18 protein-coding genes are annotated in these 19,501 nt (G+C 69.2%); 13 read left to right on the forward strand and 5 right to left on the reverse strand.

Annotation, left to right across the window (positions count from 1 at the left end):
- Window positions 1-8 precede the first annotated feature (8 nt).
- Genes argC through argH form a run of 8 tightly spaced genes read left to right on the forward strand, consistent with a single transcriptional unit; the run spans window position 9 to window position 8,344 of the window.
- The gene (argC, locus tag K6T84_RS11420; RefSeq protein ID WP_224865503.1) at window positions 9-1,067 is read left to right on the forward strand and encodes an N-acetyl-gamma-glutamyl-phosphate reductase; all 1,059 of its coding nucleotides are present in this window, start codon (window positions 9-11) and stop codon (window positions 1,065-1,067) included.
- Window positions 1,064-2,266 carry a bifunctional glutamate N-acetyltransferase/amino-acid acetyltransferase ArgJ gene (argJ, locus tag K6T84_RS11425; protein WP_225400209.1) on the forward strand — a complete coding sequence of 401 codons (1,203 nt, stop codon included), beginning with the start codon at window positions 1,064-1,066 and terminating at the stop codon, window positions 2,264-2,266. Before argC ends, argJ begins: the two co-directional genes overlap by 4 nt.
- Window positions 2,263-3,132: an acetylglutamate kinase gene (argB, locus tag K6T84_RS11430; RefSeq protein ID WP_224865505.1), complete on the forward strand. Its 870-nt coding sequence runs from the start codon at window positions 2,263-2,265 to the stop codon at window positions 3,130-3,132. Before argJ ends, argB begins: the two co-directional genes overlap by 4 nt.
- Window positions 3,129-4,304 carry an acetylornithine transaminase gene (locus K6T84_RS11435; RefSeq protein ID WP_224865506.1) on the forward strand — a complete coding sequence of 392 codons (1,176 nt, stop codon included), beginning with the start codon at window positions 3,129-3,131 and terminating at the stop codon, window positions 4,302-4,304. The genes argB and K6T84_RS11435 overlap by 4 nt, the downstream gene beginning before the upstream one ends.
- A complete protein-coding gene (gene argF / locus K6T84_RS11440) occupies window positions 4,301-5,227 on the forward strand; it encodes an ornithine carbamoyltransferase (protein ID WP_225400208.1) in 927 nt (308 codons plus the stop codon). Before K6T84_RS11435 ends, argF begins: the two co-directional genes overlap by 4 nt.
- The gene (locus K6T84_RS11445) at window positions 5,224-5,712 is read left to right on the forward strand and encodes an arginine repressor (RefSeq protein ID WP_224865767.1); all 489 of its coding nucleotides are present in this window, start codon (window positions 5,224-5,226) and stop codon (window positions 5,710-5,712) included. The genes argF and K6T84_RS11445 overlap by 4 nt, the downstream gene beginning before the upstream one ends.
- Before the next feature lie 26 nt (window positions 5,713-5,738).
- Complete coding sequence (locus tag K6T84_RS11450) at window positions 5,739-6,935, forward strand: argininosuccinate synthase (RefSeq protein ID WP_224865508.1); 1,197 nt, start codon at window positions 5,739-5,741, stop codon at window positions 6,933-6,935.
- Entirely contained in the window at window positions 6,932-8,344 is a 1,413-nt protein-coding gene (gene argH / locus K6T84_RS11455; protein ID WP_225400207.1) for an argininosuccinate lyase, read from the forward strand. The genes K6T84_RS11450 and argH overlap by 4 nt, the downstream gene beginning before the upstream one ends.
- Window positions 8,345-8,353: 9 nt before the next feature.
- Here the strand turns inward: argH and K6T84_RS11460 are convergent, their stop codons facing one another.
- Window positions 8,354-9,130: a siderophore-interacting protein gene (locus K6T84_RS11460; RefSeq protein ID WP_224865510.1), complete on the reverse strand. Its 777-nt coding sequence runs from the start codon at window positions 9,128-9,130 to the stop codon at window positions 8,354-8,356.
- Window positions 9,131-9,241: 111 nt separating this feature from the next.
- Between K6T84_RS11460 and K6T84_RS11465 the strand changes: the two genes are divergently transcribed.
- Window positions 9,242-9,907, forward strand: coding sequence for a M15 family metallopeptidase (locus K6T84_RS11465; RefSeq protein WP_225400206.1), 666 nt, complete (start codon window positions 9,242-9,244; stop codon window positions 9,905-9,907).
- 142 nt (window positions 9,908-10,049) lie between these two features.
- Here the strand turns inward: K6T84_RS11465 and K6T84_RS11470 are convergent, their stop codons facing one another.
- On the reverse strand, window positions 10,050-11,834 hold the full coding sequence (locus K6T84_RS11470) for an ABC-F family ATP-binding cassette domain-containing protein (RefSeq protein ID WP_225400205.1): 1,785 nt from the start codon (window positions 11,832-11,834) through the stop codon (window positions 10,050-10,052).
- An 81-nt stretch (window positions 11,835-11,915) separates the two neighbouring features.
- Here K6T84_RS11470 and K6T84_RS11475 point away from each other — a divergent pair, with 81 nt between their 5' ends.
- Both K6T84_RS11475 and K6T84_RS11480 read left to right on the forward strand, forming a co-directional pair.
- A complete protein-coding gene (locus tag K6T84_RS11475; protein ID WP_224865513.1) occupies window positions 11,916-14,939 on the forward strand; it encodes an acyl-CoA synthetase in 3,024 nt (1,007 codons plus the stop codon).
- Window positions 14,936-15,160 (forward strand): Trm112 family protein, encoded by a 225-nt coding sequence (locus tag K6T84_RS11480; RefSeq protein WP_224865514.1) that lies wholly within the window; start codon window positions 14,936-14,938, stop codon window positions 15,158-15,160. Before K6T84_RS11475 ends, K6T84_RS11480 begins: the two co-directional genes overlap by 4 nt.
- On the opposite strand, the gene K6T84_RS11485 is transcribed toward K6T84_RS11480, so the two are convergent.
- From K6T84_RS11485 to K6T84_RS11495, 3 genes are read right to left on the reverse strand one after another with little or no spacing between them, the layout of a single operon-like run.
- Entirely contained in the window at window positions 15,126-15,761 is a 636-nt protein-coding gene (locus K6T84_RS11485; protein ID WP_224865515.1) for a TetR/AcrR family transcriptional regulator, read from the reverse strand. The genes K6T84_RS11480 and K6T84_RS11485 overlap by 35 nt on opposite strands.
- Window positions 15,758-16,588, reverse strand: a complete 831-nt coding sequence (locus tag K6T84_RS11490) for an ABC transporter permease (RefSeq protein ID WP_408066095.1) — start codon at window positions 16,586-16,588, stop codon at window positions 15,758-15,760. Before K6T84_RS11490 ends, K6T84_RS11485 begins: the two co-directional genes overlap by 4 nt.
- On the reverse strand, window positions 16,522-17,286 hold the full coding sequence (locus K6T84_RS11495; RefSeq protein ID WP_224865516.1) for an ABC transporter ATP-binding protein: 765 nt from the start codon (window positions 17,284-17,286) through the stop codon (window positions 16,522-16,524). Before K6T84_RS11495 ends, K6T84_RS11490 begins: the two co-directional genes overlap by 67 nt.
- 57 nt (window positions 17,287-17,343) lie before the next feature.
- Between K6T84_RS11495 and K6T84_RS11500 the strand changes: the two genes are divergently transcribed.
- Both K6T84_RS11500 and tyrS read left to right on the forward strand, forming a co-directional pair.
- Window positions 17,344-17,955 (forward strand): DNA-3-methyladenine glycosylase, encoded by a 612-nt coding sequence (locus K6T84_RS11500; protein WP_224865517.1) that lies wholly within the window; start codon window positions 17,344-17,346, stop codon window positions 17,953-17,955.
- 17 nt (window positions 17,956-17,972) lie between these two features.
- Window positions 17,973-19,244 (forward strand): tyrosine--tRNA ligase, encoded by a 1,272-nt coding sequence (gene tyrS, locus K6T84_RS11505; protein ID WP_224865518.1) that lies wholly within the window; start codon window positions 17,973-17,975, stop codon window positions 19,242-19,244.
- The last annotated feature ends 257 nt before the right edge of the window (window positions 19,245-19,501 follow it).

A 19,501-nucleotide genomic window follows, 5' to 3' on the forward strand; every position in this document is an offset into this window, starting at 1 on the left:
GCATAATCATGCAGAATCGCCGAGTGACCAAAGCGATCAAAGTGGCGGTGGCCGGTGCCAGCGGCTACGCCGGAGGCGAGATCCTGCGGCTGCTGCTGGGGCATCCCGCCTACGCCGACGGCCGGCTGGAGATCGGCGCGCTGACCGCCGCCGGCAACGCCGGCAGCCTGATGGGGGAGCAGCACCCGCATCTCATGCCGTTGGCCGACCGCGTCCTCGAATCAACCGACGTCGACACCCTGACCGGGCACGCCGTGGTGTTTCTCGGTCTGCCGCACGGACATTCGGCGATACTGGCCGAACAACTCGGCGACGACACCGTGGTGATCGACTGCGGCGCGGACTTCCGGCTGGACGACCCCACCGACTGGGAACGCTTCTACGGCTCGGCGCACGCCGGCACCTGGCCCTACGGCCTGCCCGAGCTGCCCGGCGGTCGCGACAAACTCAAGAACGCCCGGCGGATCGCGGTGCCCGGCTGCTATCCCACCGCGGCCCTGCTGGCACTGTTCCCGGCGGTCGCCGCCGGCCTGATCGAACCCGACGTCACCGTGGTCGCCGTCAGCGGCACCTCCGGCGCCGGCAAGGCCGCCAAGGTCGACCTGCTCGGCTCGGAGGTGATCGGCTCGGCACGGGCCTACAACATCGGCGGCGCCCACCGGCACACCCCCGAGATCGGCCAGGGGCTGCGGGCGCTCACCGATCGCGACGTCACGGTGGCCTTCATCCCGGTGCTGATCCCCACCTCGCGGGGCATCCTGGCCACCTGCACCGCCAAGACCACGGCATCCCTGTCGGAGCTGCGGACCGCCTATGAAAAGGCCTACCAGACAGAGCCGTTCGTGCACCTGCTGCCCGAAGGACAGCTGCCCAAGACCGGATCGGTGATCGGCAGCAACGCCGCGCACCTGGCGATCGCCGTCGACGAGGACGCCTCGACGTTCATCGCGATCGCCGCGATCGATAACCTGGTCAAGGGCACCGGCGGCGCCGCGGTGCAGGCGATGAACCTGGCGCTGGGCTGGCCTGAGGCCGAAGGGCTTTCGACCGTGGGAGTAGCGCCGTGACCGAGACCAGACTGCTGCGTGAGCAGGGTGTCACCGCGCCGGCGGGCTTCCGGGCGGCCGGAATCGCCGCCGGTATCAAGGCTTCCGGCAATCCGGACCTGGCGCTGGTGTTCAACGAGGGGCCGGACTACGCGGCCGCGGGGGTGTTCACCAGCAACCAGGTCAAGGCCGCGCCGGTTCGGTGGAGCCAAGAGGTGCTGAAAAGCGCCCGGCTCAAGGCGGTGATCCTCAATTCCGGCGGCGCCAACGCCTGCACCGGCCCGGGCGGCTTCCAGGACACCCACACCACGGCCGAAGCGGTCGCGGCCGCGCTGAGCCAGTGGGGCACCGAAACCGGCGCGGTGGAGGTGGCGGTCTGCTCCACCGGCCTGATCGGCGACCGGCTGCCGATGGACAAGCTGCTGGCCGGGGTCACCGAGATCGTGCAGGAGATGGCCGGCGGACTGGTCGGCGGCGACGAAGCAGCCCGCGCCATCATGACCACCGACACCGTGCCCAAACAGGTTGCGCTGCACCACAAGGACAACTGGACGCTGGGCGGCATGGCCAAGGGTGCCGGCATGCTGGCGCCGTCGCTGGCCACTATGCTGGTGGTGCTGACCACCGACGCCAAAGCCGACGCCGCCACCCTCGACCAGGCGCTTCGGCGGGCCACCAAGCTGACCTTCGATCGGCTCGACATCGACGGCAGCTGCTCCACCAACGACACGGTGCTGCTGCTGTCCTCGGGTGCCAGCGGGATCACCCCCAGCGCTGAGGAACTCGAGGCCGCCGTCCTGGCCGCCTGTGATGACCTGTGCGCGCAGCTGCAGGCCGACGCCGAGGGTGTCACCAAGCGGGTCACGATCACGGTGGCCGGCGCGGGCAGCGACGACGACGCGTTGGTCGCCGCCCGCTGTATCGCGCGCGACAGTCTGGTCAAGACCGCACTGTTCGGCTCCGACCCGAACTGGGGCCGGGTGCTGGCCGCCGTCGGCATGGTGCCGTTCACCATTGACCCCGATGCGATCACGGTGTCGTTCAACGGTTCTGCGGTGTTCAGCGAGGGCGCACCGATGCCGGGTGCCCGGGAGGTCGACCTGTCCGGGGCCGACATCGCCGTCACCGTGGAGCTGAACCAGGGTGCCGGTCGCGCCACGGTGCGCACCACCGACCTGTCCCACGCCTACGTCGAAGAGAACTCGGCGTATAGCTCATGATCACCACCGACATCAAAGCCCAGGTGCTGGCCGAAGCCCTGCCGTGGCTCAAGCAGCTGCACGGGAAGGTCGTCGTCGTCAAATACGGCGGCAACGCGATGACCGACGACACCCTCAAGCACGCGTTCGCCGCCGACATGGCGTTCCTGCGCAACTGCGGAATCCACCCGGTGGTGGTGCACGGCGGCGGGCCGCAGATCAGCGCCATGCTCTCCAAACTCGGCATCGAAGGCGACTTCAAGGGCGGATTCCGGGTCACCACACCGGAAGTACTCGACGTGGCGCGCATGGTGCTGTTCGGCCAGGTGGGCCGCGAGCTGGTGAACCTGATCAACGCCCACGGGCCCTACGCCGTGGGCATCACCGGTGAGGACGCGGCACTGTTCACCGCGGTGCGGCGCAGCGTCACCGTCGACGGGGTGGCCACCGATATCGGCCTGGTGGGCGACGTCGACCAGGTCAACACCGCCGCGGTCTTGGATCTGATTGCCGCAGGCCGGATTCCGGTGGTCTCCACGCTGGCTCCCGACCCCGACGGGGTGGTGCACAACATCAACGCCGACACCGCCGCGGCCGCGCTCGCCGAGGCGCTACAGGCCGAGAAGCTGTTGATGCTCACCGACGTCGACGGCCTCTACACCGACTGGCCCGACCGCGAGTCGCTGGTCAGTGAGATCGATACCGCGACACTGGCCGGGCTGCTGCCGAAGCTGGAATCCGGCATGATCCCCAAGGTCGAAGCCTGCCTGCGCGCCGTGCGCGGTGGCGTTCCCAGCGCTCACATCATCGACGGCCGGGTCGAACACTGCGTGCTGGTCGAGTTGTTCACCAACGCCGGCACCGGAACCAAGGTGGTGAACGCGTGAGCCTGCAAGACCGCTGGCAAGCGGTGATGATGAACAACTACGGCACCCCGCCGCTGGCGTTGGTCAGCGGCGACGGCGCGGTGGTGACCGATGACGCGGGCAACAGCTACGTCGACTTCCTCGGCGGCATCGCGGTCAACGTGCTCGGCCATCGGCACCCGGCGGTGATAGAGGCCGTCACCACCCAGCTGAACACGTTGGGGCACACCTCGAATCTGTATGCCACCGAACCGGGCATCGCACTGGCCGAAGCGCTCACTGGCCATCTCGGCTCGCCGGCGCGGGTGTTCTTCTGCAACTCGGGCACCGAGGCCAACGAGGTGGCCTTCAAGATGACCCGGCTCACCGGCAAGACCAAGATCGTCGCCGCGCAGAAGGCATTTCACGGCCGGACCATGGGATCGCTGGCGCTGACCGGCCAGCCCGACAAGCAGGCGCCGTTCGAGCCGTTGCCCGGCTACGTCACCCACGTGCCCTACGGCGACACCAAAGCTCTTGCTGCCGCCGTGGATTCGGACACCGCAGCAGTGTTCCTGGAGCCGATCATGGGGGAGGGCGGCGTCGTCGTCCCGCCGGCCGGCTACCTGGCCGAGGCCCGCGGGATCACCGCGGCACACGGCGCGCTACTGGTTCTCGACGAGGTGCAGACCGGCATCGGGCGTACCGGCGCGTTCTACGCCCACCAGCACGACGGCATCATCCCCGACATCATCACGCTGGCCAAGGGTCTGGGCGGCGGCCTGCCGATCGGGGCGTGCGTGGCCGTCGGCGCGGCGGGGGATCTGCTGCAACCGGGCAGTCACGGCAGTACTTTCGGCGGCAACCCGGTCTGCACCGCCGCCGCGTGCGCAGTACTCAAAACGCTGGCCGACGGTGACCTGATCGCCCGGGCCGGGGTGCTGGGAAAGACCCTGAGCCACGGCATCGAGGAACTGGGCCACCCGCTGGTCGACCACGTCCGCGGCAAGGGTCTGCTGCAGGGCGTGGTACTGACCGCACCGCAGGCCAAGGCCGTCGAACTGGCGGCCCGGGGCGCCGGATTCCTGGTCAACGCCGCCGCGCCCGACGTGGTCCGGCTCGCCCCGCCGCTGATCATCACCGACGACCAGATCGGCGCCTTACTCACCGCCCTGCCGGGCATCCTCGACACCGCCCAGGAGGCTGCACAGTGATCCGCCACTTCCTGCGCGACGACGACGTGACGCCGGCCGAGCAGGCTGAGATCCTCTCGCTGGCAGCGGAACTGAAAGCCGAGCCGTTCAGCCGCCGGCCGCTCGAAGGCCCCCGGGGGGTCGCGGTGATCTTCGACAAGAACTCCACCCGAACCCGGTTCTCCTTCGAGGTCGGCATCGCGCAGCTGGGCGGGCACGCCGTCGTCGTCGACGGCCGGTCAACCCAACTGGGCCGCGACGAGACACTGGAGGACACCGGGCAGGTGCTGTCGCGCTATGTCGACGCGATCGTCTGGCGCACCTTCGCCCAGGACCGGCTGACCGCGATGGCCACCACCGCAACGGTTCCGATCGTCAACGCCCTCTCCGATGAGTTCCACCCCTGCCAGGTGCTGGCCGACCTGCAGACCATCGCCGAACGCAAGGGCGCCCTCAAGGGACTCAAGCTGACCTACCTCGGCGACGGCGCCAACAACATGGCGCACTCGCTGATGCTCGGCGGCGTCACGGCCGGTGTCCATGTCACCGTCGCCGCCCCGGACGGCTTCACCCCCGACCCCGCCGTCGTCTCCGCCGCCCGGAAACGCGCCGCCGACACCGGCGCCTCGGTCACCCTCACCGCCGACGCGGCCACAGCGGCCACCGGCGCCGACGTACTCGTGACCGACACCTGGACCTCGATGGGTCAGGAAGACGACGGCCTGGACCGGGTCGCGCCGTTTCGTCCCTACCAGATCAACGACGAACTCGTCGCGCTGGCCGACTCGGAAGTGACTGTGCTGCACTGTCTTCCGGCACACCGCGGCGACGAGATCACCGACGCGGTGATCGATGGGCCGCGCAGCGCGGTGTGGGACGAGGCCGAGAACCGGCTGCACGCGCAGAAGGCGCTGCTGGTGTGGCTGCTGGACCGGTCGCGATGACCAAGCCCGACAGCAACATCACCCGGGTGGGCCGCCAGGCCCGCATCGTGGAGCTGCTGTCGTCGGCTCCGGTGCACAGTCAGACCGAACTGGCCGCGCTGCTGGCTGCCGGCGGCATCGGCGTCACCCAGGCCACCCTGTCGCGCGACCTCGAAGAGCTGGGTGCGGTGAAACTGCGCGGCGTCGACGGGGGCGCCGGGGTGTACGTGGTGCCTGAAGACGGCAGCCCGGTACGCGCGGTCACCGGTGGCACCGAGCGGCTGTGCCGGCTGCTGGGGGAGCTGCTGGTCTCCACCGACGCCACCGGAAACCTCGCCGTGCTGCGCACCCCGCCCGGCGCCGCGGACTACCTGGCCAGCGCCATCGATCGGGCCGCGCTACCGTACGTGGTCGGCACGATCGCCGGGGATGACACCATCTTTGTGGCGGCACGCGAGCCGATGACCGGCAGCGAACTGGCCGCGACCCTCAAAGACCTGCAATAACACCCGCACGAACAAGGAGAATCTCGATGTCCGAACGCGTCATCCTGGCGTATTCCGGTGGCCTGGACACCTCGGTGGCGATCAGCTGGATCGGCAAGGAGACCGGCCGCGAAGTGGTCGCCGTCGCCATCGACCTCGGCCAGGGCGGCGAGGACATGGAAGTGGTGCGCCAGCGGGCCCTGGACTGCGGTGCTGTGGAGGCCGTCGTGGTCGACGCCCGCAATGAGTTCGCCGACGACTACTGCCTGCCGACCATCAAGGCCAACGCGCTCTACATGGACCGCTACCCGCTGGTCTCGGCCATCAGCCGGCCGCTGATCGTCAAGCACCTGGTCGAGGCTGCTCGCAGCCACGGTGGCACCGTCGTCGCGCACGGCTGCACCGGTAAGGGCAACGACCAGGTCCGCTTCGAGGTCGGATTCGCCTCGCTGGCACCGGAATTGAGTGTCATCGCCCCGGTGCGTGACTACGCCTGGACCCGGGAGAAGGCGATCAAGTTCGCCGAGGACAACGCGATCCCGATCAACGTCACCAAGCGCTCGCCGTTCTCCATCGACCAGAACGTGTGGGGCCGGGCGGTGGAGACCGGGTTCCTCGAAGATCTGTGGAACGCTCCGACCAAGGACGTCTACGACTACACCGAGGACCCGACGGTCAACTTCAACGCCCCCGACGAGCTGATCATCAGCTTCGACAAGGGCCGGCCGGTGGCCATCGACGGACGTCCGCTGTCCGTGCTGGCGATCATCCAGGAGCTCAACACCCGCGCCGGCGCCCAGGGCGTGGGACGCCTGGACGTGGTCGAGGATCGGCTGGTGGGCATCAAGAGCCGCGAGATCTACGAGGCGCCGGGCGCGATGGTGCTGATCACCGCGCATACCGAGCTCGAGCACGTCACCCTGGAACGCGAACTGGGCCGCTACAAGCGCGGCGTGGACCGCAAGTGGGGCGAGCTCACCTACGACGGCCTGTGGTTCAGCCCGCTCAAGCGATCGCTGGAGGTGTTCGTCGAGGACACCCAGCAGCACGTCTCCGGTGACATCCGGCTGGTGCTGCACGGCGGCAGCATCATCGTCAACGGCCGGCGCAGCGCGGAGTCGCTGTACGACTTCAACCTGGCCACCTACGACGAGGGCGACACCTTCGACCAGACCGCGGCCCGTGGCTTCGTGCAGATCCACGGGCTCAGTTCGAAGATCTCCGCCCGCCGGGATCTGGGGTGAGCACCAACGAGGGATCACTGTGGGGCGGGCGCTTCGCCGAGGGCCCGTCCGAGGCGCTGGCCGCGCTGAGCAAGTCCACCCACTTCGACTGGGTGCTGGCCCCTTACGACGTCGCCGCGTCCAAGGCGCACGCCAAGGTGCTGCACGGCGCCGGGCTGCTCACCGACGACCAGCGTGACGGCCTGCTGGCCGGACTGGACAGCCTCGGCGACGACGTCGCCGACGGCAGCTTCGGCCCGCTGGTCACCGACGAGGACGTGCACGGCGCCCTGGAACGCGGCCTGATCGACCGGGTCGGCGCGGACCTGGGCGGCCGACTGCGCGCCGGACGGTCGCGAAACGACCAGGTGGCCACCCTGTTTCGGATGTGGCTGCGCGACGCGGTGCGCCGGGTGGCCGCCGGGGTGCTCGATGTGGTCGACGCGCTGGCACACCAGGCCGCCGCCCACCCGGACGCGATCATGCCCGGCAAGACCCACCTGCAGTCCGCGCAGCCGGTGCTGCTGGCGCACCACCTGCTGGCCCACGCCCACCCGCTGCTGCGCGACGTGGACCGCATCGTCGACTTCGACGCCCGCGCCGCGGTCTCCCCGTACGGCTCGGGGGCGCTGGCCGGCTCGTCGCTGGGCCTGAACCCGGACGCGATCGCCGCCGAACTCGGCTTCGTCGCCGCCGCGGACAACTCGATCGACGCCACCGCCGCACGCGATTTCGCCGCCGAGGCAGCGTTCGTGTTCGCGATGATCGGTGTCGATCTGTCCCGGCTGGCCGAAGACATCATCCTGTGGAGCTCAACGGAATTCGGCTACGCCGTGCTGCACGACTCCTGGTCGACGGGCAGCTCGATCATGCCGCAGAAGAAGAACCCCGACATCGCCGAGCTGGCCCGCGGTAAGTCCGGCCGGCTGATCGGCAACCTGACCGGCCTGCTGGCCACGCTGAAGGCGCAGCCGCTGGCGTACAACCGGGACCTGCAGGAGGACAAGGAGCCGGTGTTCGACTCGGCCGCCCAGCTGGAGCTGCTGCTGCCGGCCACCGCGGGTCTCGTCGGCACCTTGGTGTTCGACACGCAGCGGATGGCCGCGCTGGCTCCGGCCGGCTACACCCTGGCCACCGACATCGCCGAATGGCTGGTGCGCCAAGGAGTTCCATTCCGGGTCGCGCACGAGGCCGCCGGCGCGGCGGTCAAGGTCGCCGAGCAGCGCGGTGTCGGCCTGGACGAGCTGACCGACGCCGAACTGGCCGGTATCAGCCCCGAGCTGACCCCGCAGGTGCGTGAGGTGCTCACCGTCGAAGGTTCGGTGGCCTCCCGCGACGCCCGCGGCGGGACCGCGCCGGTGCGGGTCGCCGACCAGCTGGCGGGCCTGCGTGAACGCGCTGCGCAACAACGGCGCTGGGTCAACGGCTGACGCCGCAGCCTATTCCATACCGGTGCGCCCGGGGGTCCAGAAGGGCTTGGTGCGGATCTGGCGCCGATCCCAGCCGCGTTCGGTGATCAGGATCTTCCGCAGGGTCTGGATCGTGCGGGCTTCACCGGCGAGGTAGGCGACACCGGGCTGATCGGGGAGTTCGAGGGCGCGCAGGGCGTCGGCGAGCACCGCTGAGTTCGCCGCCGATGCCTCCCCGCGCTCGACGTGGGTCAACGGCCGGGCGAGGGGGAGGTGGCCGGCGGCGTCGGCGGCCTCGATCACCCCGTGCACCGCCGCGCCGGCCGGCAGGGCGCGCAGCATCGCGGCGAACGCGACCGACGCGGTCTCCTCGCCGGCGAACAGGTGATAGGGCGCGTCGTTGCGGACGGCGAAATTCCCCTGGGGCCGGGTGATGCTGACGTTGTCGCCGACGCAAACCGTTGTCGCCCAACGCCTGGCCGGTGTCACGACGTCGCGGTCGTAGCCGTGGTCGAGCATCACGATGTCCAGGGTTCCGCCGTCGGGATCGGCGTCGTAGATGGAGTACGTGCGCAGCGCGTCGTGTGGGTGCAGTCGCAGGACCGAATCGAGCAGCCCGGCGACCTGCAGGCGCACATGCTGGCCCGGAATCCAGGCCAGCCCGCGCAGTCGGGGACCGGCGAAACGGACACGGCGCAGGCTCGGGGTCAGCTGTTCGAGCTCACCGACGGTCGCGGACAGGAACAGCGCGTCGCGCAGGGTGTTGACGAGCGGGAAGTCGAGGATTGTCGCCACGGAGATCTCCATCCGTTCAAAGTTAGGTATGCCTTACCTAAAATATGAGGGTAACAGGTCGCGGTGCTGCGCTAGCGTGGACAGATCAATGAGAGCCGAAGGACCTCGACCGCGTGGCGCCTGATGGCGGCGATCGCAGCCTGCGGGCTGCTTTCCCAGTGCTCCGGCGCGCCGCCATCGCCGGCGCCACCCACAAAGACACCGGCACCGCCGTCGGTCCGTGACATCGGACCTGAACCCGCGACCGTCAGAGGCGTCACGGCCGCCGAACTCGGACCGACCTGGAACAGCGAGTGTCCGGTCACCCCGGCGCAGCTGCGTCGGGTCACCGTCACCCACCTCGGGTTCGACGCGCTACCGCACCGCGGCGAGCTGATCGTGCACCAGGAGCTGGTCTCGCAGGTCATCGCCATTTTCGACCGGCTCTACCGGCTGGAGTTCCCGATCGAGAAGATGCGCTCGGTCAACCACTACCCGCGCGGCGACGACGAGCTTTCGATGGAGGACAACAACACCTCGGCCTACAACTGCCGCCGCATTCCCGGGTCGGGCAGCTGGGCGCTGCACGCCTACGGCCGGGCGATCGACATCAATCCGCTGCTGAATCCGATGGTCGACGGCGACCATTACGAGCCGACGAACGCGACGGTCTATCTGGACCGCCGCAGGATCGAGCCGGGCCTGCTACACGACGGAGACCCCGCGGTGCGCGCCTTCACCGACGCCGGCTGGAAATGGGGCGGCAACTGGAAATCGCCGGTGGACTACCAGCATTTCGAGCGGCGCTGACAGGGAGATGTCACAACTGCCTCATGGGCACCGTGACCTTTGGGTAGTGCGATGTTGGAAATCGATAGCGCATGCGATATCCAAATCGAAAACATCCACATGTTTCCCCCAAGGTACTGCTGGGACCGATGTGGCGGCAGTGCTATTCCACCAGCTCCGAGAGCTCCAACCAGCGGGCCTCTTGCTCGGCCACCTCGTCCTCGAGTGCCCGCAGTTCCCGGGTGAGCCCCGCCAGGCCCACGTGATCGGTCTGGTCGAAGGCGGCCAGTTCGTGATGCTTGGCCTCGATCTGTTCGGCCAGCCGGGCCAGCCGGCGATCCACTGCGGCCAGATCCTTTTGCGCGGCCCGTAATTCGGCACCGGAGAGCGCCCCGGACGGCGTCGGCGGGGTGACCGGTGCGGCTCGCGACGCCGTAGCCCGGCGCATAGCGGAGGCCAGCTCCAGATATTCGTCGACGCCGCCGGGCAGATGCCGCAGCCGGCCGTCGAGGATCGCGTACTGCTGATCGGTCACCCGCTCCAGCAGATACCGGTCGTGGGAGACGACGATCAGCGTTCCCGGCCAGGAATCCAACAGGTCCTCGGTGGCGGTCAGCATGTCGGTGTCGACGTCGTTGGTGGGCTCGTCGAGTACCAGCACGTTCGGCTCGGCCAGCAGGATCAACATCAGCTGCAGGCGTCGACGCTGCCCGCCCGAGAGCTCACCGACCCGAGCCGACAGCTGCGCGCTGCCGAACCCGAGCCGCTCCAGCAGTTGCGTCGGCGTCAGCTCCCGGTCGTCGACCTTGTAGTCGTTGCGCAGCCGGCCCAGCACATCGGCCACCCGGTCGGATTCGAGGGAGGCCAGCTCGCCGGACTGCTGGTCGAGCATGCCCAACCGCACGGTCTTGCCGCGCTTGACCCGGCCGGCGTCGGGTGTCACCGCGCCGGTGATCAGCCCGAGCAGCGTGGACTTGCCGGCCCCGTTGGCGCCGACGATCCCGGTGCGCTCACCCGGCCCGATCCGCCACTCCACGTCGCGCAGCACCTCGCGCCCGTCGAAGGAGACCGAGACGTCCAGCAGATCGATCACGTCCTTGCCGAGGCGGGCCGTTGCCAGCTTCACCAACTCGATCTCGTTGCGCAGCGGGGGAACGTCGGCGATCAGCGCGTTGGCCGCCTCGATGCGGAACTTCGGCTTGGATGTGCGGGCCGGAGCGCCGCGCCGCAACCAGGCCAGCTCCTTACGTAATATGTTCTGCCGCTTGGCTTCACTGGCCGCTGCCATTCGGTCGCGCTCCACCCGTTGCAGCACGTAGGCCGCGTAGCCGCCCTGAAACGGCTCCACGATCCGGTCGTGCACCTCCCAGGTGGTGGTGGCCACCTCATCGAGGAACCAGCGGTCATGGGTGACCACCAGCAGCCCGCCGGTATTGCGGGCCCAGCGCTGCTGCAGATGTGCGGCCAGCCAGGTGATGCCCTCCACATCGAGGTGGTTGGTTGGCTCATCGAGCCCGATCACGTCCCATTCGCCGATCAGCAGGGCCGCCAGCTGTACCCGGCGGCGCTGCCCGCCGGACAGCTGAGAGATGGTCGCGTCCCAGGTGATGTCGGACACCAATCCGTCGACCACATCGCGAATCCGCGGGTGCGACGCCCACTCGTGATCGGCCTGGTCGCCGACCAGACTGGCGCCCACGGTCGCGTCGGGGTCGAGGGTGTCGGACTGATCCAGCAAACCCACCCGCAGGCCGGTGCGCCGGGTGACCCGGCCGGAATCCGGCGTCGCAACGCCGGTCAGCAGCCGAAGCAGGCTGGATTTGCCGTCGCCGTTGCGGCCCACGATGCCGATGCGGGCGCCGTCGTTGACACCGAGGGTGACCGAGTCGAGCACCACGCCGGTGGCGTACCGCAGGTGAAGTGCCTCAGCTCCGAGCAGGTGTGCCACCGCTGGAACGCTACTGCCTGTCCGGCGGTGGTCGCTGAACCAGGCGGACGCAGCGCGCTGATATGCCAGAATGTGCACGTCATGGACGATCATGCGCGAGTAGGGGAGCAGCGGGTGGATCTGAACTTGTCGGCCATCACCCGGCCGGTCGAGTGGCTGATGGCCACGGCGCAGAACGGTCTGGAGGTCCTGCGGTGGGGCGGGTTGGAGACCGGGGCCGTGCCGTCGCCGTTCCAGATCGTTGAGAGCGACCCGATGTACAAGCTGCGTCGCTACTTTCCGCCGGACAACCGTCCCGGCCAGCCGCAGCCCGGGCCGCCGGTGCTGCTGGTGCACCCGATGATGATGTCGGCGAACATGTGGGACGTCACCCGTGAGGAAGGCGCGGTCGGCATTCTGCACGCCGCCGGTGTCGACCCGTGGGTGATCGACTTCGGCTCACCCGACGAGGTCGAGGGCGGCATGCGCCGCAACCTGGCCGACCACATCGTCGGACTCAGCCAGGCGATCGACACCGTGGCCGAGGCCACCGGGCGCGACGTACACCTGGCGGGCTACTCCCAGGGCGGCATGTTCGCCTATCAGACTGGGGCATACCGGCATTCGAAGAGCATCGCCAGCATCATCGCGTTCGGCTCCCCGGTGGACACCCTGGCGGCCCTGCCGATGGGCCTGCCGCCGAACCTGGCCTCCGGTGTCGCCTCGTTCATGGCCGATCACGTCTTCAACCGGCTGGACATCTCCGGGTGGCAGGCCCGTCTCGGCTTCCAGATGATGGACCCGCTCAAAACCGCCAAGGCGCGCGTCGATTTCATGCGCCAGCTGCACGACCGAGAAGCCCTGCTGCCGCGCGAGGCGCAGCGCCGGTTCCTGGAGTCCGAGGGCTGGATCGCCTGGTCGGGCCCGGCGATCTCAGAGCTGCTCAAGCAGTTCATCGCCCACAACCGGATGATGACCGGCGGTTTCGCCATCAACGGACAGCTGGTCACGCTGACCGACATCACCTGCCCGGTGCTGGCTTTCGTCGGCGAGGTGGACGACATCGGCCAGCCGGTGGCGGTTCGCGGTATCCGCCGCGCCGCGCCCAACGCCCGGGTCTTCGAATACCTTTTGCGTGCAGGTCATTTCGGTCTGGTAGTCGGTTCCAAGGCTGCCGAGCTGACCTGGCCGACCGTCGCCGACTGGGTGCTGTGGCAGTCCGGTCAGGGCCCGCAGCCGGCCGGCGTGGCGCTGATGGAGGAGCAGACCCCGGAGACGGCCAAGGGCGGCGTGGCGATGACGTCGCGTATCGCGCACGGTCTCGGCGAGGCCTCCGGTGTCGCGCTGACGCTGGCGCGTGGTGCCGCCGAGGCCGTGGTCGCAGCGCAGAAGTCGGTGCGCACCATCGCCGTCGAGACCGCACGCACCCTGCCGCGGCTGGCCCGACTCGGCCAGATCAACGACCACACCCGGATCTCGTTGGGCCGCATCATCGATGAGCAGGCCGCCGACTCGCCGCACGGCGAGTTCCTGCTGTTCGACGGCCGCGTGCACACCTACGAGGCGGTCAACAAGCGCATCGACAACGTCGTTCGCGGCCTGATCGACGTCGGCGTCCGCCAGGGCGTACACGTCGGCGTGCTGATGGCCACCCGGCCCAGTGCCTTGGTCGCCATCGCGGCGCTGTCGCGCCTCGGCGCGGTCGCCGTACTGATGCCGCCGGACGCCGACCTGATCCCGGCGGCGCGCCTGGGCGGGATCTCCGACATCATCGCCGACCCGGGCAACCTCGACCACGCGCTGGCCGCGGCCCGCGAACTGGGCTGCCAGGTGCTGGTACTCGGTGGTGGTGAAGCCCGCGACCTGGACCTGCCCACCGACATCGACGTCGACGTCGTCGACATGGAGCAGATCGACCCGGACGCGGTCGAGCTGCCCGGCTGGTACCGGCCCAACCCCGGTTTCGCCCGCGACCTGGCGTTCGTGGCGTTCAGCAACGTGGCCGGCGAGCTGGTGGCCAAACAGATCACCAACTTCCGCTGGGCGCTCTCGGCGTTCGGCACCGCGTCGGCGGCGGCCCTGGGACCCAACGACACGCTGTACTGCCTGACCCCGCTGCACCACGAGTCCGGGCTGCTGGTCAGCCTCGGCGGCGCCGTGGTCGGCGGGGCCCGCATCGCGTTGTCGCGCGGGCTGAACCCGGACCGGTTCGTCGCCGAGGTGCGCCAGTACGGCGTCAGCGTGGTGTCCTACACCTGGGCGATGCTGCGCGAGGTCATCGACGACCCGAACTTCGTCCTGCAGGGCAACCACCCGGTCCGGCTGTTCATCGGCTCCGGCATGCCCACCGGGCTGTGGAACCGGGTCACCGAGGTGTTCGCGCCGGCCCACGTCGTCGAGTTCTTCGCCACCAAGGACGGTCAGGCCGTGCTGGCCAACGTCTCCAGCGCCAAGGTCGGCAGCAAGGGACGCCCGCTGCCCGGCGCGGTGGATGTCGAACTGGCCGCCTACGACTCCGACCTCGACCTGATCCTCGAAGACGACCGGGGCTTCGTGCGGGTCGCCGAGACCGACGAAGTCGGGGTGCTGCTGGCCAAGCCCCGCGGTCCCATCGACCCGTCCGCCTCGGTCAAGCGGGGCGTGTTCGCCCCGGCCGACACCTGGATCTCCACCGAGTTCCTGTTCCGCCGCGACGCTGACGGTGACTACTGGCTGGTCGGCGGCCGCGCATCCAGCATCCACACCGACCGGGGTACCGCGTTCCCGGTGGTCATCACCGACTGGCTCGGCGCCGTCACCGGCGTCGACATGGCCGTGACCTACCGGGTGCCGACCGAGGGCGATGACCTGGTGGTCTCGGCGGTGACCCTGCAGCCCGGTGCCACCGTCACCCCCGCCGACCTGAGCGAGGCGGTCAACACACTTCCCGCCGGTATCGGCCCCGACGTCATCCACGTCGTGCCGGAACTGTCGCTGAGCACCGTGTACCGCCCGGTGGTGGGCGCGCTGCGTGAGGCCGGGCTGCCCAAGGCCGGACGCAACGCCTGGTACTTCGACGCCTCCGGCCGGCAGTTCAAGCGGCTGACCGCGGCGGTGCGTGCAGAGCTGGCCGGCGGCCACCGATGATCGACTCGACGCTGCTGGCGATCCTGGTCTGCCCGGCCGACCGGGGACCGCTGCTGGCCGTGGAGCGTTCCGGCGTCCCGGTGCTCTACAACCCGCGCCTGCACCGTGCCTACCGCATCGACGACGGCATTCCGGTGCTGTTGATCGATGAGGCCGACCCGGTCGGTGATGACGAGCACGCCGCCCTCATCGCGCAGGCTGGTCCGGCAGATCCCCAGTGAGGTAACGCTGCAGGGTCGGGGCGATCATGGTCACGATCTGCTCGGGCGGCAGTGACGCCATGGGCTCCAGGCCGATGATGTAGCGCGCCACCACGATGCCCATCAGTTGGCTCGCGGCGAACTCGGCCCGCAGCACGCCGGTTCCGGCCGGTTCGTCGACCCGCTGGGACAGTTCGGCGACCACGATGTCGCGGAAGAACGAACGGGCCAGGGGCACTTTGGTTCCGGTGAGCATGGAGCGCAGGGCGGCGATCATGGCGGTGCCGGCATGGGAATCCCACAGCGGTAACAGCATTTCCGGCAGCACCCGGCCGAGCTGTTCGACGGGAGCTTCGCGCATCGGGCCCAGCACCACCATCGGATCCATCGGCAGCTGGGTCGCAGCTGCGAAAAGCTGCTGCTTGCTGCCGTAATAGTGGTGTACCAGCGCCGAGTCCACACCGGCTTCGGCGGCCACCGCCCGCACCGAGGTATTGGCGAACCCGTTGCGGGCGAACAACTGTCGGGCGGATTCCAGAATCCTCTCGCGGGTGTCGGAGGCGCCGGACGGGCGGCCCGGCCGCCGGCCGGCCGCGGCGCCGTCCTCGGGGGCGGGCGTCACGGAGTCCGCCGTCGCAGCGTCACCGCCGCCAGGCCCAGCGCGACGACAGCGAACGCCAGCACGATCACGATGTCGCGCACCGTGACACCGGTCAGCTCCGGGTGCATACCGACCTGCTGAAGCGCCTCCAGGGCATAGCTGGCCGGCATCGCGTTGCTGATCCACTGCAGCCACTCGGGCATCGCCGCGCGCGGCACGATGATCCCGGCCAGCAACAACTGCGGCACCATCACCAGCGGAATGAACTGCACCGCTTGGAATTCGGTGCGGGCGAACGCACTGCACAACAATCCCAGCCCCACGCCGAGTACCGCGTTGACGATCGCGATCACGAACACCCACGCGGGGCTGCCGGCGGTGTCGAAGCCCAACAGCCAGAACGCGATCACACAGGCCAGGGTGGCCTGGGCGGCCGCGGCGATCGAGAACGCCACCCCGTAGGCGGCGAGCAGTTGACCCCGGCCCAGCGGGGTGGTCAGGATGCGCTCCAGGGTTCCCGACGAGCGTTCCCGCTGCATGGTGATCGAGGTGATCACGAACATCAGAAACAGCGGGAAGATGCCCAGCAGGATCAGGCAGGCGACATTGAACGGCGACGGCGTGCCCGGCGGATGGGCGGCGTTTTGAAACATGAAATACATGAGCGTGATGACCAGGCTCGGCAGCAGCAACACCATCGCCATGCTGCGGTGGTCACCGGCCAACTGCCGCAGAATCCGTTGGGTGGTCGCCAGAAACGGCCGCAGCTGCAGCGGCCCGGTCACCCGGCTCGGGGCGCGGTGGTGCGCCGGATGACGGACAGGAACGCTTCCTCCATCGACATGCATCCCGTTTCCTCTCGCAGTCGTCTCGGCGTGGTGTGCGTGAGCAGCCGACCCTCACGCACCAGCAGCAGGTCGCCGCAGTGGTCGGCCTCGTCCATCACGTGGCTCGACACCAGCAGGGTGGTGCCGCGCCGGGCCAGATCGGCGAACTGTTGCCAGAGTTCCACGCGCAGCACCGGGTCCAGGCCGACGGTCGGCTCGTCGAGTACCAGCAGGTCCGGCCGGCCCACCAGCGCGCAGGCCAACGACACTCGGGCGCGCTGGCCGCCGGACAGGTTGCCGCAGTAGTCGCCGCGGTGCCCTTGCAGGTCCACCGCGTCGATCGCGATGTCGGCGTCCGCGGCGTCGACTCCGGCGAGAGCGCCGAAGTACCGGACGTTGTCGATCACCCGCAGGTCGTCGTAGATGGTGGGCTGCTGCGGCATGTAGCCGACCCGGTGGCGCAGTGAGGCCGAGCCGGCCGGAGCACCCAGCACGTCAACGGTCCCGCCGGTGACGACCTGGGTGCCGACGATGCAGCGCATCAGGGTGGTCTTGCCGCAGCCCGACGGGCCGAGCAGGCCGGTGATCGTTCCGCGGGCGATCCGGACGGAGAAATCGTGCAGCACCGGACGCTTGCCACGGATCACCTGCAGGTGATCGATGGCGACGGCCGGCGAGCTGGCCGGCCGCGAGAATTCATCACGCGATGAAATCATCATGCGGTGAATATTCTGCCGGTCGCAACGCGTTGTCAAGGGTCGGGCAGAATCTTGGCCGTGAGTGTTGCCCGGCTGGCGGTGGATCCGCTGGCGGCCGCTCATGTGCTGCTCGGGGCGGGCCTGAGCGTGCGCGGTGTCCACGCGACGATCGTCGAGGTGGAGGCCTACGGCGGGGTTCCCGACGGGCCGTGGCCGGATCGCGCGGCGCATTCCTATCGCGGGCCCACCGGGCGCAATCGGGTGATGTTCGGCCCGCCCGGGCACCTCTACACCTACCGCAGCTACGGCATGCACATCTGCGCCAATGTGGCCTGCGGCCCGGACGGGACGGCCGCGGCGGTGCTGCTGCGGGCGGCGGTCATCGATGACGGTTTGCCGGTGGCGCGCACCCGCCGCGGCGACACCATGCCAAATGTGGCTCTGGCGCGCGGCCCCGGCAACCTGTGCTCCGCACTGGGAATCACCATGGAAGACAACGGGATCGACCTGTTCGACGCGTCCGGCGAGGTGCGGCTGCAGCTGCGTGAGCCGGTCCCGGCGCAGGCCGGACCCCGGGTGGGCGTCAGCCAAGCCGCCGACCGGCCCTGGCGGTTGTGGGTGCCCGGCCGGCCGGAGGTTTCGGCCTACCGACGCAGTCCACGGGCACCGGCGCCCGGCGCTTCGGACTGATCCGGGAAACTCGACCCATGCCGACGACGATTCTCGACGAGCTGAGCTGGCGCGGACTGATCGCCCAATCCACCGACCTGGAGTCCCTGACCGCCGAGGTGACGGGCGGGCCGATCACCGTCTATGCCGGGTTCGACCCGACCGCGCCGAGCCTGCACGCCGGCAACCTGGTGCCGCTGCTGGCGCTGCGCCGATTCCAGCGTGCCGGGCACCGGCCCATCGTGCTGGCCGGTGGCGCCACCGGTCTGATCGGTGATCCCCGCGATTCCGGCGAACGCACGCTGAACACCGCCGACACGGTTGCCGAGTGGTCCGAGCGGATCCGCGGGCAGCTGGAACGCTTCGTCGACTTCGACGACAGCCCGACCGGCGCGGTGGTGGTGAACAACCTGGACTGGACCGCGCCGCTGTCGGCGGTGGAATTCCTGCGTGACGTGGGCAAACACTTCTCGGTCAACGTGATGCTCGACCGCGACACCATCCGGCGCCGTCTCGACGAAGGCATCTCCTACACCGAGTTCAGCTACATGCTCCTGCAGGCCAATGACTACGTGCAGCTGCATCAGCGGTATGGCTGTTCGCTGCAGATCGGTGGCTCCGACCAGTGGGGCAACATCATCGCCGGGGTCCGGCTGGTGCGCCAGAAGTTGGGCGCGACCGTGCACGCGTTGACCGTGCCCCTGGTCACGGCCGCGGATGGCACCAAGTTCGGCAAGTCCACCGGCGGCGGCAGCCTGTGGCTGGACCCGGAGATGACCAGCCCCTACGCCTGGTACCAGTACTTCTTCAACACCGCCGACGCCGACGTGGTGCGCTACCTGCGCTGGTTCACCTTCCTGTCCGCCGACGAGCTGGGGGAGCTGGAGGAGGCGACGGCGGACCGGCCGCACGAGCGGGCCGCCCAGCGCCGGCTGGCCCGCGAGTTCACCACCTTGGTGCACGGTGAGGCGGCCACCGAGTCGGTTGAGCTGGCCAGCCAGGCGTTATTCGGGCGTGGCGAGCTGTCCCGACTCGACGAGCCGACCCTGGCCGCGGCGCTGCGGGAGGCATCGGTGGCCGAACTGGAGCCCGGTGCACCGGACACGATCGTCGACCTGTTGGTCTCCAGCGGGCTGTCGGCCAGCCGGGGGGCCGCCCGGCGCACCGTCGGCGAAGGCGGGGTGTCGGTGAACAACGTCCGCGTCGACAGCGAGGAGTGGACGCCGCAGCCGTCGGACTTCCTGCACGGACGCTGGCTGGTGCTGCGGCGGGGCAAGCGGAACGTGGCCGGCGTGCAGCGGCTGAGTTGATCTTGAAGCGTGCCAAAAACCGGTGCTAGCAGGCGATTTGACTCGGTGATTGCACTCGCGTAACTTATGTCGAGTCGTCGCGACGAGGGAAACCTCCGAGCGCGACGGCTTCCCAGAGGAGACACCACTTCGGTGGGGTTCCTCACTGTCCGCACTGCCGACCGACGGCTTTTAAGCCGCGGGTCGACTGCGCGTCCAGATGGGGCGTGTTGTTTGAGAACTCAATAGTGTGTTTGGTGGTTTTTGTTTGTTGTTGT

The organism is Mycobacterium zoologicum (assembly GCF_020181635.2).
GTDB lineage: Bacteria > Actinomycetota > Actinomycetes > Mycobacteriales > Mycobacteriaceae > Mycobacterium > Mycobacterium zoologicum.